Source organism: Clostridium oceanicum (genome assembly GCF_039521385.1).
GTDB lineage: Bacteria > Bacillota > Clostridia > Clostridiales > Clostridiaceae > Clostridium_F > Clostridium_F oceanicum.
The window spans coordinates 345,134-363,509 of the sequence record NZ_BAAACG010000006.1; the positions used below are offsets into that span (position 1 = coordinate 345,134).

The following is an 18,376-nucleotide window of genomic DNA, read 5'->3' on the forward strand; positions in this document are numbered from 1 at the left end:
TTTGTTATAGGAATATTAAAGTATATATGGAAATAATATTTACTTATTATATAGGTAGCTATTTTAATTTCATTTAAAAAAAGTCTTTGCATTTTAAAAAAATTTCTGTATTATAAATATAATATATATTGGCATAGCTTACTTTAATTTTAATATTATAACTTAAAATATGATTTTCTTTCATATATATATGTAATTTTAATAATTAAAAAACCTTTTAAATTTACACAATATATTATGTAAGTTTTATTTGAATTTTTTAAATTTAAATTTAAAAGTATATAAAATTAAAACTATTTAAATGTATTTATTTAAATTGGTTTAGGGAAAGATAAACAAAAGAAGATATGGGGGGATTGGTTTGAAAAAAAAATTATTATTAATTACAGTAGAGCCATCTACTAGAGACAAATATTTAAAAGAGCTGAATTATTTTTTTAAGGACCATCTAGAAATTGAAGGCTATAGTATTAAAGAAGGTATTAATGGGTTAATTGAAGGAGATTTAGCCCTTATTACATCACTACTTCTTACAAACATTGCAAAAAAGCATTTGCCTAAAAATACAAAAATAATATATATGACTAGGACTTTTTCACATAACAGTTTAAAAGAGTTATATAATTTGCCACAAAATACAAAAGCTATGTTTGTTACAAATGAAAGTATTAGTGCTATAGAGTCTATTGCTACATTATATGAATTAGGACTTACAAATATTGAATTTATACCAGTCTATCCTAATATGGAAAACATACCAAACCTTAAAATAGCAGTAACTCCAGGACAGCTTAATTACATGCCCTCAAGTGTAGAAAATATAATTAATATTGGATGGAAAGTTCTTGATTTATCAACTTTAATGGATATAGGTACAAAACTTGATATTATGAATGAAGAACTAGAAGAAAAATTTATACTTTATGCAGATACTATAATGCCAATAAGTCATGGACTTCATTCTACATTTGCTAGCACAAGTAGAATCAAGAATTTAATGAATACAGTATTAGATATTGTTGATAATGGAGTTATTATTACCGATAGAAACTATAAAATTGTTCATTATAATGAGAGCGTTAAAAAAATGTTTTCTACAAACAGGAAAAAATCTGAAGATTTTAAGTACTACAAAGATATTATTCCTAAAGAATTTTGGGATAAAATTTTAAAAGAAGAAATAGTAGAAAATGTTTTTATGGAATCTTTTGAGATACATAAGAGTTTTCTTGTAACTAAGAGGACTATAAATTTATATAAAAGAATAAATGGATATGTGATTCTTGTAAAAGATATTACGGATATTCAAAATTTAGAAAATAAATTAAGAAAGCAATTAATAGAAAAGGGATATGTAGCAAAATACAAATTTAAAGATATATCAGGAACTAGTAAAGTTTTATTAGAATGCATTAATAAAGCAAAAAAGATAGCTAAAATTGATGCGCCTGCATTGATTATGGGAGAAAGTGGTACAGGAAAAGAATTATTTGCGCAGTCTATACATAATGTTTCTAAAAGATCAACTAGACCTTTTGTAGCAATTAATTGTGCTGCCCTTCCATCTACTCTTTTAGAAAGTGAATTATTTGGATATGAAGAAGGATCTTTTACAGGAGCTAAAAAGGGAGGAAAAAGAGGACTTTTTGAGCTAGCACATACAGGAACAATATTTTTAGATGAAATTGGGGACGTTCCAATAAATGTACAAGTGAAACTTTTAAGAATACTTCAAGAAAAAGAAGTTATGAGAGTTGGAGGATCAAATATTATTCCAGTAGATGTAAGGGTAATTGCTGCAACTAACCAGGATTTAAAAGGCTTAATAGAAAAAGGTACTTTTAGAATGGATCTATACTATAGACTTAACGTATTGGGATTACATTTGCCTCCTTTAAGAGATAGAAAAGAAGATATAAAATGTTTAATAAAAGATATATTAGATGAATTAGGATACAGCAATAAAAAAATTGATGATAATGTAATGAATATACTTTTAAATTATTCTTGGAAGGGAAATGTAAGAGAGCTTAGAAATTGTGTAGAGTATATGGCTTATATGGGTGGAGACTTACTTACAAAAGATGATTTACCAGAAGATATAAAAAGTGTTAGTTTAAACACTGAAACCTCTACTATTAAATGCTTTGTATTTGATGATTTACTTTATACTGATAGAAAAATTGCTTTTTATATATTAAATCTTTTAAATAATAAAAGCTGTGGTAGAAGAGCTATTTATCAAAATGCTATTGCAGAGGGACAAAATATTTCAGAGCATGATGTTAGAAAAATAATGACATATTTAAATGAAAAAGATTTAATTATTTATGGAAAAGGTAGAAGTGGAGCTAAGTTAACTAATAAAGGGAGGGAAATTCTTAAACATTATTAGCTAATATATATAAATAAATTATTGAACATTACTGATTAAAAGAGTAGATAAGTATTAAGTATTATTAATTAGTAGGTATAAAGAAGTTTTTAAATATCATTAATTAGTAATAGGAAAAAAAGTAATTAACTATTATTAATTAAAAGAATAAATAAGTAATTAAATATTATGAATTTACGGGAGAAAGTGGGTTAAACACCCATAAATCTCCCGCTTTTTATTATATTGATTTCAAAATAACTATAAATATAAAAATTTTTTAAAATGGAAACGATTTTAAAGGATAAATATATAATTTCTTTAGTAAAAAGTTATCTATATAGTATTGGCATGGATTTTGCTACTAATAAGTATATAGGGCACATTAAAAAAATAAATAAGTAAGAATGTTAGTTTTATTTTTAAAATACTTCTTCTTTAGAACTTACTAATAGCAAACTATTAGAAAAGGCTAAGTTGTTGTATTTCATAAAATATTCCTTGTATCTTTCACTTATTATTTATTTTAATATACCTAATGATCCCACTAAGAAGTTAGGAGATGAAAAAGTGAAAACAACTGAAGAGAAGAGCTACGTGGAAAGAGCATATGACTATCTTCATACAATCCCAGAAATAGGATTTGAAGAATTCAAAACATCAAAGTATATAGCAGAGCAGTTAAAAAGTTTTGGATTTGATGTTGTTGAAGAAGTTGGTAAAACAGGAGTAGTTGGTAAATTAGATGCTACAGAGAAAGGTCCTGTTTTAGCAATTAGAGCAGATATGGATGCTTTGCAGTTTGAAAAAGATGGAGAAAAATATAATGTCCATGCCTGTGGTCATGATGCTCATTCAGCTATGGTTCTAGCTACTGCCAAAAATATAGCTGAAAAAAAAATAGAAAGGGGGAACTTAGTAGTTATATTTCAGCCAGCTGAAGAAAAGTTAGATGGCTCAAGAAGTGTAATTAAAAGCGGCTATATAGATGAAATAGAAGAAATAGTAGGAATACATTTAAGGCCTATTCAAGAAGCAAAATTAGGGGAAGCTACTCCTTCATTAGTTCATGGAACTAGTTATCAAATAATTACTAAAATAAAAGGTCTTAATGCCCATGGAGCTAGACCACATTTAGGGGTAAATGCGGTAGATGCAGCAGCTTTAGTAGTAAATTCTATAAATGCAATAAGACTTGATCCTAGAGTATCTCACTCTATTAAAGTAACAAGACTTATAGCAGGAGGAGATACTATTAATTTAATTCCAGATGAAGCGGAACTTGCTATGGATTTAAGAGCTCAAACAAATGAAGTAATGGAAGAGATGATTTTAAAAGCAAAAGAAGCAATTATAAATAGTGCAAAATCAATTGGTGCAGAAGCAATTATTGAATTTGTTGGAGGGGTACCGGCAGCTCAATATAATGATGAAATGACATCAGTTGCATATGAGGCTATAAAGGAAGAATTAGGAGAAGTTTTAGAACCATTATATACAACAGGAGGGGAAGACTTTCATTTTTATACAAGAGAAATGAATGTGAAATCAGCCTATATCGGATTAGGAGCAGATTTAACTCCAGGATTACATCATGCTGATATGACCTTTGATAAAAAAGCATTAAGTATTGGGGTAAATATACTTAATAATGTTGTAAAAAATAGATTGGGGTTAAAAAAATAAATTTAAAGTTACAAAATAGATTAGTTTTATTAAATAGGTAGATTTTAAATTACAAAGGGGATCAAATTTCTACTATAAAAACAAATTTTTTAAATTATATATTTTTAGTATATGGACTTATATTATAATTTTATATTTTTAGGGGGCAAACAAATGAAAACACAAGATGTGAAAAAACAAAAGAAAAAGTTTTATGTACCAAATACTTATACACTTATTATGATATTTATAATGATTGCGGCTATAGCAACTTATATTGTGCCAGCAGGCCAATATAATATGATTAAAGATCCAAACACAGGAAAATCTATGATAGATGCCAGCAGTTTTAGTTTTATGGAAAGAACACCAGTTAGTATAGGAGATTTTCTACTGTCTATACCAAAGGGAATGAATGCAGGAGCAGCAGTTATATTTTTAACTTTTCTAGTTGGAGGGTTTTTCCAAGTAGTTAATGATACAGGAGCTATAGATATAGCTATAAACGCATCAGTTAATAAATTACAAAAGAAAGCACTTTTAGTTATTCCTATTATTATGGTTATAATGTCTGTATTAGGATCTTTAGGTATTGTAGTTAACGCAGTTATAGCATTTATACCTATTGGGATTGCTCTATCTAAAAAACTTAAATTAGATCCATTAGTTGGAATTGGAATAATGTATCTTGGAGCATATTCAGGATTTGCAGCATCTCCAATGGGACCTTATAATACAATAATTGGACAAACAATAGCAGGTCTTCCATTGTTATCAGGGTTCGGATTAAGAGCAATAGTATGGGCAATACTTTTCTTAGTAACAACTTGGTATGTTTATCGTTATGCAAACAAGGTTCAAAAAGATCCTAATGGTGGTGTTCTTGGAAAATTAAATTGGGATGACTATGTAGAGAGTAGTAAAGAGGCAAATGATAAATTTACTATTAGGGAAGTACTTGTATTATTAACGTTAATTGTTGGATTTATAGTATACGGTTATGGAGCTTATAAATTAAAATGGGGACTTAATCAATTAAGTGCTATGATGTTAGCTGTAGCTTTAATAAGTGGACTTGTAGGAAGAATGCATCCAGATGATATGGCTAAATCCTTTATAAAAGGTGCTCAAAGCATGGTTTATGGAGCATTAGTAATCGGATTTGCAAAATCTATAACAATCATTTTAACAGATGGGCATATAATTCACTCAATCATCTATTATATGACTATACCACTTACAAAAGTTCCTCCTATGTTTTCTGCTATTGGAATGTTTTTATCTAACTTAGTATTCAACTTTGTAGTTCCTTCAGGATCAGGACAAGCAATGATTGTTATGCCACTTATGTCACCAATGGCAGATGTTGTTGGAGTTACAAGACAGATAGCAGTTTCAGCATATCAATATGGTGATGGATTCTCAAATATTATTATACCAACTTCAGGAGTGCTTATGGCAGCCTTAGGAGTTGCAAAGGTTCCATATGAAAAATGGCTAAAATTTGTTGCACCAATATTTCTTATATGGTCATCAATTGGGGTTGTAGTTATGGTTGTTGCTACTCTTATTGGGTGGTCTTAAAAAATAAAATAAAATTTATTAAGATATGAAAACTCGTTATTACTTTTTAAAAGAAAGTAATAACGAGTTTTTTAAGCAGCGAACCCAAATCTATGATTTGGTGTGAGTCGCTTACTCAAATGAAGAATGAGTTTGAGTTTCATAAATTCCGAACCCAAATTTGTAATTTGGTGTGAGTCGGTTAAGTAGAGAACCTAAATCTTCGATTTAGTGTGAATCACTTACTCATTTGAGGAACGAAAAGGAGTTACATTAGCAATATTAGTAATATAAGTAATACAGAAGAATGAATCTGAGTTACCTAAACCTGAAACTAAAATCTCTAATTTAAAGCAAATCATCTAATCCCCCATTTCAATTCTAAAATAGAAAACTGAAATTTTAGATTCTAATTAAATCATTTATTTGTGATTGGTTTTCTTTGGATATTCTTTTCTATGATACAATAAGCCTTATTTGTTATATAGGTAAAAAGGGAAATGTTTTATCAAAATGAATGTTTGGCCTTAGAAAATTTCATATTAATAGATAAACTTAGTGATTTGCTATTTACTTAAATAATTGGATATGCTACTATTGAACTAAGAATTTTTTAAGTTAATTAAATTAAATTCACTAAATTAACTTAAAAAATTATTTAAAGGGGGAAAGTTACATGAGCGATTTTTTTAAGTATATGGTAAATTTAATAGTTGATTCTATTATTGTTATAGATCTTTCAGTTTTTTTCTTGTACTATAATTCTAGTTTGAAAGCTAGTGAACTTATAGGATGTGGTCTTACCTTGTTTGTAATATTTAATGCATTTGGAATAAGACATTGGTTTAAAAATAAGGGAAAGAAGCAAATTAAGATTGTAAATTAGCTTAATATTGCATGGAGGTTTTCTTATGAAGGTTAAAGATAGCTTAAAAAATATAAGAAAAGATTTATTAAAAGAAATTGATAGTATTGATTCTCCAATGACTTTTTATAATGTTCAATATAAAATAGCTTCTGAGATTATAGAAGGGGAAAATAATTATAGAAATACTTTTTTAGAAGAGTATAGAGAGCATGTTCTTTTACTTAGAAATTATGGAGATACATTGCCTTTTAGAATATTGTCTCCTTATACTATTCAAAAATTATATGATGTAGAAAATAAACTTCATTTTTTAAGTGATGATAAAGATAATACATTAAATATATTAAATAAGGCAAAAGAGTATGCAAAAAAAGGTAGCATTGTTATAGTTGGATTTGTTACAAATTATATAAATACTTGTGATATTCTTGTATGTGACGATATAGAAAATCCTATTACTATAAATTTAGAAAAGGAAAATTCATGGGAAAATATAATTAATTTAAGTAATATAAAAAAGGAAAAAGAAATACATATATTAAATTCAAAGAAAAATATAGATTTAGCTAAAAAAGAAATATTAAATAGGCATAAATATTTAAAAGAAGAATCTATAAGCTATAACTTTAAAGTTGTAAATGATGTTGTTAAAAGATGTTTGAAAAATGAAGAAGCCTCTGGAGTAATTGATGAAGATGATGTTATTTGGGCCTTCCAATATAAAGGTGAAATACCAGAGATGCCAAAGTCAATAAGTAGCAAAATTAAAAATTATAAGTTACCTGTAGTAGGATGCCATTTTAGAGTTTTAGATGAACCAGAACTTATGATAAGTCCTCCTACTTGTTGGCCAATAGATTTTGAATGCAGATTCTTACTTATGGAAGGAAATGTAGCTTTAATGCACTATATTGATGCAGAAGGATTTAAAAAATCTAATAAACCAGAGAATTTTGTTAAAGACATTTTATATAGAAATGGTAAGCTTAAAAAGAATTGTATTGTAGTTGAAAATAATAATAAAGAAAAAATATATTCCTGTAAAGTAGTTAATAGTGTTGTTTACGGATACTCTAATATAGGAGAAACTGCAAATTTAATAATAAACTATGGCATGAAAGCTTAAAACAAAAATAAAATCCTGTAGATTCATATTTTATGAATCTACAGGATTTTTTTATCTGAGTTTTTAAAGGCAGTATTGGTTTTAAAAAATATAATTTATCTTAAGGTTTCTATTTTTATTATGTAAATAATGATATTAATCTTAAATTATTTTTGGATAATTAAAAATTAATCGTTAAATACATAACACAAATATTCCTTTTATAAAAATAAACTTGGTAATATTTAAGCTTACAGGATAAATATACATAAAAAATCTCCTTTAATAAATTAAAAAACAGCTTAATTAAGTTAAATAACTTAATTTATTTAAGTTATTATTAAAAAAATTAGTTAACATGTACTATTTAAATAAGATGAGATAGTATAAAAATTGTCAAAGAGAAAAGCTTTTCTAAATTAAAAGAGATGAATTTTATTTTGTTTTGCTTTTCAAGGTTAAAAAATAAACAAGTTACATCTAAGGATTAATACTTATATTTTTAATTTATTATTTTAATTTTAAATTTTAGGAGGTAGAAAAGAATGAACATTATGGAAATAGTTACGAAAATAGCTACGGATTCTAAAATTGTAGGAGCTATAGCTTCATCAGTTTTAATAATCTTATTTGGTTATTTTCTAAGAAAAAAGGAAGTATTTAAAGATTCAACATCAAAAATTGTAAGTGAGGTTGTTTTATCAGCTGCACTTCCAGCATTAGCTTATAACTCTTTTATGAAGGACATAGATGGTAATGCTTTAAAACAAGCAATGAATCTTCTTATATGGGGATTTATAATGTATGTATTATTAATAATTATAACAAAGGTATTATACGTTAAATTTAAAGGTGATAAAAAAGAAGTTTTAAGAGTACTTACTATATTTGGATCTACTACATTCTTTGGTATTCCAATAACACAAGCAGTTTATGGAGCTACTGGAGTAATGTATGCGTCAATACTTAATATTTCATATAGAGCTTTCTTATATTCTTATGGATATGTTAAAATGTCTGGTCTAAAAATGGATAAAGAAAACATTAAGAAAATAATTTTTAACCCTATCGTTTTAGCTACACTTTTCGGTATGATCATTTGGGTAGTACAAAAATCACTTCCACAAGTAACTATAACAGAAGGCGGAAAAACAGCAAGTTATGCTTTCTTAAGAATAGATAAAACAGCAGTATGGCTTCATACTCCTTTGACTTATCTTGCAAAATTATGCTCCCCATTAGCTTGGCTTGCAATAGGATGTAAACTTGCTAAAATCTCTTTAAAAGAAGCAGTATCTTCAAAAGAATGTTGGTACTATACACTTACAAAAGTAATATTAGTTCCTGCTTTAAATATTGTAGCTTTATATTTATTAACAGTTACAGGTATATTACAGTTTTCACATATGGCTTTAGCTACAGTTGTTATAGCAATGGCAACACCTACAGCTACAGTTGCAGCAGCATTTTCTATTAGTTTTGATAAAGAAGCACTTACCACTTCAAACTGTTCATTCTTATCAACTATATTTAGTATAGTCCTTATGCCTATATGGATTGTAGTTTTAGAAGTAATAAAACAATTAGGTATGTTTGCTTAAATTTTCAACTTAGTATTTTAAATTATTCACTTTATGGGAGGTAGAATTATGTCAACAAAGATTGTGTGTTATGGAGTTAGAGATGTAGAAGTTAGTTATTTTAATAAATTAAATGAATTTGGGTACGAAATTGAATTAGTTAGTGAATTTTTAAATTATGAAAATGCTACTAAAGCTATAGGTGCAGATGCAGTAATGATAAGAGGAAATTGTAAAGCTGATAGAAGAAATATAGAATTTTTAGCTTCAAAGGGAGTTAACTATATTCTTACAAGAACTGTTGGATTTAACCATATAGATTTAGATGCAGCAAAAGAATTTAAAGTTAGAGTAGCTACAGTTCCAGTTTATTCTCCAAATGCTATAGCAGAACTTGCAGTTACACTTTCTATGATGCTTTTAAGAAATACAGCATATGCTGCAAGTAAAACTAGAGAAAAAGATTTTACTGTAGATTCTAGAATGTTTAGTAAAGAAATAAGAAATTGTACTGTAGGAGTAATTGGAACTGGTAAAATAGGACTTACTAGTGCTAAACTTTTTAAAGGCCTTGGTGCAAAAATGATTGCATATGATGTTTTCCAAAGCGATGCTGCAAAAGAAGTAGTAGAATTTATGAGCCTTGATGAAGTACTTTCTAAAGCAGATATAATTACAATACATGTTCCATACATAAAAGGTGTAAATTATCATATGATTAATGAAGAATTTATATCTAAAATGAAAGATGGTGCTATACTTATAAATACTGCAAGAGGAGAACTTCAAGATACAGATGCTATATCAGAAGCTTTAGAAGAAGGAAAACTTGGAGGATATGGTACAGACGTATTTGAAGGAGAGTCAAGCTTTTTCTCTAAAAATTTAAGAGGAAGAGAACTTGAAAATAAAGCAGTAGATAAGTTGGTTTCTATGTTCCCTAAAGTTATCGTAACGCCACATATAGGATCATTTACAGATCAAGCTTTAACTAATATGATCAGTGTTTCATATAACAATATGAATGATTTTATTACATCTGGAAAATGTGGTAACGAAATAGCTTAACTTATAAATCACTAGAATTTTTCTAGTGATTTATTTATATATAAGGTAAGTTATGTATTAGATTTATTTGTATATAAATTAAAAAATAAAATCATTAAAAATACTTATGCGAAAAATGTAGAAATATGTTATGATGTTTTAAAATATAAAGTTGTCCATAAATATTTAAAAGGATTAAAAATAATACTTATAAGGGTGTACAAAAAAGAATATTTTAGTAAGGGATAACAGGAAGGAACAAAATAGATGAGTTTTGTTATGAAAATAGTATATTTTGTTATTGACTTGATTGTACCATTATATGTTGGATATCTGTTGGCTAAAAATAAAAAAGGTAATGGAAAGATATATGATAAGATGCTTTATGGGAATATATGGGCAATGGTTCCCCTAATGGGAATTCTAAGTTTTTGGTCTATTAATTTAAGTATAGATATAATATGGTTGCCTATTATTGGAGTTATAATGCAAATAATACCTGCTTTACTTGGAATTTTAGGAATAAAAAGATATAAAGAACCTTCAGTTCAAGGAAGTTATATTATTTCAGTTATGTTATCTAATCGTAAAGTTGCAGGGTCACTTTCTGTGTTTATTTTATTTGGTGAAGTTGGATATGCATACGCACAATTTGTTTTAATGCTAAGTAGCATTACAGTTTATATGATCTGTTTTCCTATAGCTCAATATTTTTATAGAAAGCAAAGGGGAGGTAAACAAAATAAAGTTTCATTAAGAAAAATACTTATTAATAAAAATCAGTTGCCTATTGTTGGCATATTTATTGGTATTATTTTAAATATGTCTGGGATTAAACGTCCAATAATTCTTGGAGATTTATTTCATATAATTATACATATTAGTGCATGGATGTCCTTAATACCTGTAGGATATTCCCTTAATTTTGGAAAGATAAAAAAATACAAAGGAGAAGTATTAAGAATTTCAGTGATTAAATTTATAATAACACCTCTTGTAACATTTTTAATTGCAAAATTAGTAGTTTCTGATCCTATTATGATAGCTACTATAGTTATTCTTGCCTGTTCTCCAGTAGCTATAAATGCAGTGGTAACAGCTAAAGTTAACAAAATTAATGTGCATTTAACAATGGCCTCTTTTATTGGCACTATGATTATATATTTAATTTTTGTATATCCAGCAATTTTATTATTTTTTAATCATTAGATAATTAAATATAAAGTTAAAAAACTATTAACAATATATGTATTGAATTTGGCGAAAAATGTAGAAATATGTTATAATATTTTAAAATATATAAAGTGGTGATAACTATAAAAGGTAAATTTGAAAGAAAGATAGTAATAAGATCAATTCTTATAGCAGTTATACCTATTATAATATCTTACGGTATATTTTTATATGATAGAACTACATCAATAAACGAAAGCATAAGAGAAAACTTATATACTATAGCTTTTACTGTAAGTAATATTGATAAAGTAGGGGAAAAACTCTATAAAAAAGAAAATGATATGACAATACAAAAGATTGCAAAAAAGTATGTAGATAACGTAGATAACGCAGATATAATAGTAATTGCAGATATAGATGGAAGAAAATATTCTCATAATGATGTAAGTCAAATAGGAGATATATTTATAGGAAAAGATAAAAAAGATGTATTAGAAAAAGGAACTGCTTATTATGCAGTAACTGAAGGATCTATAGGGGTTACCTTAAGAAGGTTTGAACCAGTTTTTTATCATAATAAAAGAGTTGGCTTTGTTATGGTAGGTAAGTATAATAGCAATGTAAAATGGCTTACTTGGGAAACTCAAATATTATACTGTTTATTACTTATCATTATAATATTAGCTACATTAGTTTTTTCTAGATACTTTGTAAAAGGCATAAAGGAATCTATGCTTAATATGGAACCGGAAGAGATAGCAAGATTGTATAAAGAAAAGAAGATAATTATAGATACTATAAGTGATGGAATAATAGCTTTAGATAACAATAATAATGTAGTTGAAATAAACGAAAACTGTTCTATACTATTTGAAGATTTTTCTTTGGAAAGAGTACTAAAAAAGGTAAAACCATATTTGGAATCAACGGAAGTAATTAAAATGAGAGAAATAAGAATTAATGGTAATAATCTTTTTGTAACAATCAATCCTATATATGAGCAAGGAAAATATTTAGGAAAAGTTATTATATTTACAGATAAAAAAGGAATAAAGAAAATTGCCAAAGAAATAACTGGAGTAGATGAAATTGTTAAGGATTTAAGGGCAAGTATTCATGAATTTAAAAATAAACTTCATGTTATATTAGGACTTATAAATATAGAAGAATATGATGTAGCTAGAAAATATATAAGAAGTACTCAAAAAACTCAAGAAAGTAATTACCAAAAGTACTCATATATAGAGGATTATTATATTAGGGCAATGATAACAAGTAGGCAGCTTATGGCTAAAGAAAAGAACATTAAATTTAGTATATCAGAGGATTCCTGTCTTTATGAAAAGCATGGTCCAATTTGCAATGATGATCTTATAACTATACTTGGAAACCTAATAGAGAACGCTTTTGAGGCCTGTGTTTGTGAAAATAATGACAATAAAGAAGTTAAAGTTATATTAAAAGAGGATGATGAAAAAATATATATTGAAGTTATAGATAATGGAGTGCCAATACCTTTTGATATAAAAGAAAAGATTTTCCAAAGAGGAGTTTCTTCAAAAAATACTAATAAGAAAAATTCTGGAATAGGACTATATCTTATAAAGACTAAAGTAGAACTTCACGAAGGAATTATAAATTTAAAAGAAGAGGAAAATAAAAAAAGATTTATAATAACTTTATTTAAGGAGGAAAGATAATGAAAAATGTAGTCATTGTAGAAGATGATCCTATGGTTGATTTAATAAATAAAAGTTATGTAAATTTAATAAAAGGATTAAACTATTTGGCTTCTGTTACAGAAGAAGAAGAAATAATAAATATATTAGATAGTGAAAATGTAGATTTGATTATTTTAGATGTATATCTTCCTAAGAAAAGTGGACTAGAAATATTAAAAAGCTTAAGAGCAAAAGGATACCTTGTGGATGTTATAATGGTAACTGCAGCTAACAGCAGAGAAGAGATTAAAACAGCCTTTGCCTATGGAGCATTAGATTATCTTGTAAAGCCCTTTGAATTTGATAGATTTAAAGAAGCTATAAAAAAATACATGTCTATAGAAAAAGTTTTAGGTAATAGTAAAGAATTTAAGCAAAAGGAAATAGATAATATTTCATGCCTTGAAAAACAGCAAAAATTACATCTTCCAAAAGGACTTCAAAGAAGAACATTAGAAAAGATAACTAAGGTTTTAGAAAAAAACACATCTAAAACTTGGACTATTAGAGAGGTATCTTGCAAAACAGATATTAGTAATGTTACTGTTAAAAAATATATGGACCATTTAGAGAATATAAATAGAGTTAAGGTTACCCCCTTTTATGGTAATGTAGGAAGACCAGAATATAATTACATATATTTAAAAGATAAATAAGAAATGGGTAGTTTATAATAGTTTCATTTTAAATAAAATATGGAAATTTTAAATATTAACTGATGAAAGTACTAAGGAGTTATGTATATAATACCTTAGTACTATTTATATAAAAAATTATCTGAATTTTAGAAAAATAGAATTAAAATAATTTCCGCTTATCCATATGATTATGGAAAAAGAGTTTGTTTAAACATTTACATAGATATAATACAATTGAACTATAGAAAATAAGAGGAGGGTTCATATGAATATATTATTAGTTTGCTCAGCAGGGATGTCAACAAGTTTGTTAGTAAGTAAAATGAGAAAAGAAGCAACAGCACAAGAGAAGGATTATAAAATATGGGCATTATCTATAGATGATGCATACGAGGAATATGATGATGCTGATGTTATACTTTTGGGACCACAAGTAACCTTTTTGTTAGATGAAGTAAAAAATGAATCTAAAAAGCCAGTAGAAGTAATTGAAAGAACTAATTATGGACTTTGTAATGGTAAAGCAGTTTTGGTTCAAGCAGAGACTTTATTTAAAGAAAGTGAGGAAAAATAATATGAATTATGAATTTCCAAAAGATTTTTGGTGGGGAGCTGCAATATCAGCAACACAAGTAGAAGGTGCAGGTTTTGAAGAGGGAAGAACAGCAAGTATTTTTGATGAATTTTTTAAAAATGATCCATGGAGATTTGAAGATATGAATCATGGTCCAGAAAAAGCTGTAGATTTTTATCATAGATATAAAGAAGATATAAAGAAGGCAAAAAAAATTGGTCTTAAAACTTTAAGATTTACTATATCCTGGTCAAGAATTTTACCACAGGGTATAAAAGGAAAAGTAAATGAAAAGGCGGTTGAGTTTTATAATAATGTAATTGATACTCTTATTGAAAACGATATTGAACCATTTGTTGGATTAATGTGTTTTGATCCTCCAGCCTATTTAAAGGATGGGGAAAAACTTTGGGATAGAAGAGAAGTGGTAGAAGAGTATGCATTTTACGGGAAAACTTGCTTCGAAAATTTCGGTAAAAAGGTTAAAAAGTGGTTTACTGCTGTAGAAGGAGCGGTGCACATAGAATTAGGATACCAAGGCTACTATCATCCTCCATTAGTAGTAGATTTAAAAAGATTTTTTCAAGCTTCCTTTAATTTTTTATTAGGTTCAGCAAGATGTATAGAGGAGTATAAAAAATTAGGATTAGACGGAGTTATTGGAACAATAAATGCTGTATATCCTGTTATACCTATGGGAACTCACAAAAGAGATTTAGATGCAGCTAAATGTGCAGATTTAATTAAAAATAGATTTTATTTAGATACATTTATAAAAGGGAAAATACCAGAAGAATTATTTGAATTTTGGGAGAAATACGATTTAACTCCTCAGTTTAAAGATGAAGATTTAAAGGTTATTAAAAATAACACAATAGAAATCTTAGGGGTAAATTATTATGATCCTGTTAGAGTAAGAGCACCTAGATTTATTAAAAATCCTGATGCACCATTATCTTTAGAGCATTTCTTTGAACAAGTTCATACAAACGGTGGAAGAAAAGCTTTTGGAAGAGAAATATATGAAAGAGGCCTTTATGAAGCACTGATAAAAATAAGAGATGAATATAATAACATACAATGCTATATATCAGAAAATGGTGTGAGAATGAAAGAAGAAGGTAGATTTAGAAATGCTGAAGGCGTTATAGAAGATGATTATAGAATAGATTTTATAAAAAATCATTTGATTATGTTACTAAAAGCTAGAAATGAAGGTTGTAATGTAAATGGATATCATCCTTGGACGCTTATGGATAACTGGTCTTGGATTAGATCTATGACTTATAGATATGGTCTTATAGAAGTAAATAAAGATACAATGGAAAGAACAATAAAGAAAAGTGGATATTGGTACTCTGATACAATAAAAAACAATGGTTTTAATTAGGAGGAGAAAATGAATATATCAAAAACAATAGATCATACGGTGTTAAAGACCTTTACTCAAAAAAAGGATATAGAAAGATTTTGTCTTGAAGCAAAAGAAAATAATTTTGCTTCAGTGTGTATAAATCCATGTTGGATTTCTTATGCAAAAGAATTGCTTAAAGATACTGATGTTAAAGTTTGCACTGTTATAGGGTTTCCTATAGGTGCAAATGATACAAAAGTAAAAGCCTACGAGGCTAGTGTTGCTATAGCAAATGGTGCTGAAGAAGTGGATATGGTTATAAATGTGGGAAAACTTAAGGATAGGGAATTAAGTTATGTAGAAGAAGATATTAAATCAGTAGTAAAAGAAGCAAAGGAAAAAGCTTTAGTAAAAGTTATAATAGAAACTTGTTTACTTACTGAGGAAGAGAAAGAGATAGCTTGTAGATTAGCGGTAAAAGCTGGTGCTGATTTTGTAAAGACATCAACAGGATTTTCAACTGGGGGAGCAACCGTTGAAGATATAAAACTTATGAAATTTATAGTAGGGGATAAGGCTAAAGTTAAAGCTAGTACAGGAATTAATTCTTTAGAAGATGTAAAAAAAATGATGGAAGTTGGTGCTACAAGGTTTGGTACAAGTAAAGGAGTTAGAATATTAAAAGAGTATAAAAGGGAGGAATAAATGTGGAATCAAAAGTAATAGGGTTATTAGAAAAAAAGTTAATGCCAATTGCTAATAAAATGAACAGAAATAAATTTCTCGCATCTGTTAAAGATGGTTTTTTAATTACAGTTCCAATAATCATATTTGGAGCTATATGTACCATTATTCCAAGTTTACCTTATTTAAATAAAGTTATAGGAGAAACTGGAGTTGATACTTTAAGAGGTTTATTAGGACATGCATCTAGTATAACTATGAATCTTACAGCACTTATCATATCTTTCAGTATTGCTTATAATCTATGTAGACGTTATAAGGTAGATTCCCTCTTTGGTGGATTTATTGGATTGCTATCATTTTTAATGCTAATACCTTTTTCAACAGAAGTAGAAGGCAAAATTATAGAAGGTGTTATTCCAGTAAGTTCTTTAGGAGCTCAAGGAATGTTTCTTGCAATGATAGCTTCTATTTTTTCAGCAATAATTTATAAAACAATAGTCAAAAAGGGCTGGACTATAAAAATGCCCGAGGGAGTTCCAGAAGCAGTATCTAGATCTTTTTCATCTCTTATACCTATGACAATTACATTAGCTGCATTTTTACTTATTAGAATAGGTTTTACATATACAGGGTATAAAGATGCACTTACATTTATTTATCAAATATTGCAAATACCTTTAATGGGACTTGGAAATAATCTTATATCAACTCTTATAGCAGTATTTTTTATAAATTTATTTTGGTTCTTTGGATTACATGGAACTATAATTGTATACTCAGTTCTTGATCCTATTTGGATGTCTTTATCACAACAAAACTTTGATCTTATTGCTTCAGGACAGCAAGCAACAAATGTAATAAATAAGCAATTTATAGAAACGTTTTTTAATGGATTAGGTGGTCCCGGTGGCATATTTGGAGTAGTTTTAATATTACTTTTCATATGCAAAAGTAAGCAGTTAAAAGAACTTGGAAAGCTTTCAGCTCCAGCTAATTTATTTAATGTAATGGAAACAGTAGCCTTTGGTCTTCCAGTAGTTTTAAATCCAACGGTAATAATTCCTTTTATACTGTGTCCTTTAATAACAACAACAATAGCTTATTTTGCAACCATATCTGGATTAGTTCCAATAGCAACAGTAGCAGTACCTTGGACAGTTCCGCCTATTATAAATGGAATAGTAGCTACTGGATCTTTAGCAGGAGGAATATTACAAATAGTTAATATAGCTATAGCATTTATAATATGGCTTCCTTTCATAAAATCCTTAGATAGACAAGCTTTAAAAAATCAATTAGATAAAGATAAATAAATTAATTTATTAAGAAAACAGATAGAAAGGAGAATTTATTTTGCCAAAATATTATGCGTCTATGATGTGCGCAGATATGAAAAAATTAGAACAAGAAATATGGAGTTTAGAAGAAGCTTTAATTGATGGATATCATTTAGATGTTATGGATGGATCATTTGTTCCTAATTTTGCATTAGGATTAGGGGATATAAAAGCAATTAGAAAGCTTACTAAAAAAACATTAGATGTGCATCTTATGATTAATAATCCAGAAAATCATATAGATTTATTTATTAACTTAGGTGCAGATATGATTTCTTTTCATTTAAATTCAACAAAGCATGTAGATAAATTAATAAATAATATATCAAGTAAAGGAGTTAAGGTTGGAATAGCATTAAATCCATCTGAAAGCTTAGAAGAACTAAGATATATCATAGAAAAGCTAGATTTTGTACTTGTTATGGGTGTTAATCCTGGTTTTGCAGGACAAAAATATATAGAATATACAGATGAAAAAATAAGGGATTTAAAAAAATTAATTGACTCAAGAAATTTGGATGTGAAAATTTATTTAGATGGAGCAGTTACAAAGGAAAGGGTTAAATATCTAAATGAAGAAGGTGTAGAAGGATACATACTAGGTACATCTTTATTATTTAATAAACCTGAAGATTATAAAAGTATAATAAAAAAGATTGTTTAAATTATAAAGGAGTAATGTATAAC

At 27.5% G+C, this 18,376-nt stretch carries 15 protein-coding genes; all 15 read left to right on the top strand.

Annotated elements, in window-relative coordinates:
- The first annotated feature begins 361 nt into the window (after positions 1-361).
- Positions 362-2,395, top strand: a complete 2,034-nt coding sequence (locus ABDZ71_RS05155) for a sigma-54 interaction domain-containing protein (RefSeq protein WP_343759507.1) — start codon at positions 362-364, stop codon at positions 2,393-2,395.
- A 549-nt stretch (positions 2,396-2,944) separates the two neighbouring features.
- Positions 2,945-4,060, top strand: a complete 1,116-nt coding sequence (locus ABDZ71_RS05160) for an amidohydrolase (RefSeq protein ID WP_343759509.1) — start codon at positions 2,945-2,947, stop codon at positions 4,058-4,060.
- 153 nt (positions 4,061-4,213) lie between these two features.
- A complete protein-coding gene (locus tag ABDZ71_RS05165; RefSeq protein ID WP_343759511.1) occupies positions 4,214-5,623 on the top strand; it encodes a YfcC family protein in 1,410 nt (469 codons plus the stop codon).
- Positions 5,624-6,278: 655 nt separating this feature from the next.
- Entirely contained in the window at positions 6,279-6,488 is a 210-nt protein-coding gene (locus ABDZ71_RS05170) for a hypothetical protein (RefSeq protein ID WP_343759513.1), read from the top strand.
- Positions 6,489-6,513: 25 nt separating this feature from the next.
- Entirely contained in the window at positions 6,514-7,596 is a 1,083-nt protein-coding gene (locus ABDZ71_RS05175) for a hypothetical protein (protein ID WP_343759515.1), read from the top strand.
- 524 nt (positions 7,597-8,120) lie between these two features.
- Positions 8,121-9,176, top strand: coding sequence for an AEC family transporter (locus ABDZ71_RS05180; RefSeq protein ID WP_343759517.1), 1,056 nt, complete (start codon positions 8,121-8,123; stop codon positions 9,174-9,176).
- Between the two features lie 48 nt (positions 9,177-9,224).
- A complete protein-coding gene (locus ABDZ71_RS05185) occupies positions 9,225-10,223 on the top strand; it encodes a 2-hydroxyacid dehydrogenase (RefSeq protein WP_343759518.1) in 999 nt (332 codons plus the stop codon).
- Positions 10,224-10,469: 246 nt separating this feature from the next.
- The gene (locus tag ABDZ71_RS05190) at positions 10,470-11,411 is read left to right on the top strand and encodes an AEC family transporter (protein WP_343759520.1); all 942 of its coding nucleotides are present in this window, start codon (positions 10,470-10,472) and stop codon (positions 11,409-11,411) included.
- A gap of 95 nt (positions 11,412-11,506) precedes the next feature.
- Entirely contained in the window at positions 11,507-13,078 is a 1,572-nt protein-coding gene (locus ABDZ71_RS05195) for a sensor histidine kinase (RefSeq protein WP_343759521.1), read from the top strand.
- The gene (locus tag ABDZ71_RS05200) at positions 13,078-13,755 is read left to right on the top strand and encodes a response regulator (RefSeq protein ID WP_343759522.1); all 678 of its coding nucleotides are present in this window, start codon (positions 13,078-13,080) and stop codon (positions 13,753-13,755) included. The genes ABDZ71_RS05195 and ABDZ71_RS05200 overlap by 1 nt, the downstream gene beginning before the upstream one ends.
- Before the next feature lie 247 nt (positions 13,756-14,002).
- A complete protein-coding gene (locus ABDZ71_RS05205) occupies positions 14,003-14,311 on the top strand; it encodes a PTS sugar transporter subunit IIB (protein ID WP_343759524.1) in 309 nt (102 codons plus the stop codon).
- Position 14,312: 1 nt separating this feature from the next.
- Positions 14,313-15,701: a glycoside hydrolase family 1 protein gene (locus ABDZ71_RS05210; RefSeq protein WP_343759525.1), complete on the top strand. Its 1,389-nt coding sequence runs from the start codon at positions 14,313-14,315 to the stop codon at positions 15,699-15,701.
- A 9-nt stretch (positions 15,702-15,710) separates the two neighbouring features.
- Positions 15,711-16,370, top strand: a complete 660-nt coding sequence (gene deoC, locus ABDZ71_RS05215; RefSeq protein WP_343759527.1) for a deoxyribose-phosphate aldolase — start codon at positions 15,711-15,713, stop codon at positions 16,368-16,370.
- Positions 16,371-16,372: 2 nt separating this feature from the next.
- Complete coding sequence (locus ABDZ71_RS05220; RefSeq protein WP_343759529.1) at positions 16,373-17,665, top strand: PTS sugar transporter subunit IIC; 1,293 nt, start codon at positions 16,373-16,375, stop codon at positions 17,663-17,665.
- Positions 17,666-17,705: 40 nt separating this feature from the next.
- Positions 17,706-18,353 carry a ribulose-phosphate 3-epimerase gene (gene rpe / locus ABDZ71_RS05225; RefSeq protein ID WP_343759531.1) on the top strand — a complete coding sequence of 216 codons (648 nt, stop codon included), beginning with the start codon at positions 17,706-17,708 and terminating at the stop codon, positions 18,351-18,353.
- Positions 18,354-18,376: the final 23 nt, after the last annotated feature.

Excerpts from the sequence above, each read along its gene's own strand:
- ABDZ71_RS05165 (WP_343759511.1), top strand. The coding sequence starts at position 4,214 with ATGAAAACACAAGATGTGAAAAAACAAAAGAAAAAGTTTTATGTACCA.
- ABDZ71_RS05170 (WP_343759513.1), top strand. The coding sequence starts at position 6,279 with ATGAGCGATTTTTTTAAGTATATGGTAAATTTAATAGTTGATTCTATT.
- ABDZ71_RS05175 (WP_343759515.1), top strand. The coding sequence starts at position 6,514 with ATGAAGGTTAAAGATAGCTTAAAAAATATAAGAAAAGATTTATTAAAA.
- ABDZ71_RS05180 (WP_343759517.1), top strand. The coding sequence starts at position 8,121 with ATGAACATTATGGAAATAGTTACGAAAATAGCTACGGATTCTAAAATT.
- ABDZ71_RS05185 (WP_343759518.1), top strand. The coding sequence starts at position 9,225 with ATGTCAACAAAGATTGTGTGTTATGGAGTTAGAGATGTAGAAGTTAGT.
- ABDZ71_RS05190 (WP_343759520.1), top strand. The coding sequence starts at position 10,470 with ATGAGTTTTGTTATGAAAATAGTATATTTTGTTATTGACTTGATTGTA.
- ABDZ71_RS05200 (WP_343759522.1), top strand. The coding sequence starts at position 13,078 with ATGAAAAATGTAGTCATTGTAGAAGATGATCCTATGGTTGATTTAATA.
- ABDZ71_RS05205 (WP_343759524.1), top strand. The coding sequence starts at position 14,003 with ATGAATATATTATTAGTTTGCTCAGCAGGGATGTCAACAAGTTTGTTA.
- ABDZ71_RS05210 (WP_343759525.1), top strand. The coding sequence starts at position 14,313 with ATGAATTATGAATTTCCAAAAGATTTTTGGTGGGGAGCTGCAATATCA.
- deoC (WP_343759527.1), top strand. The coding sequence starts at position 15,711 with ATGAATATATCAAAAACAATAGATCATACGGTGTTAAAGACCTTTACT.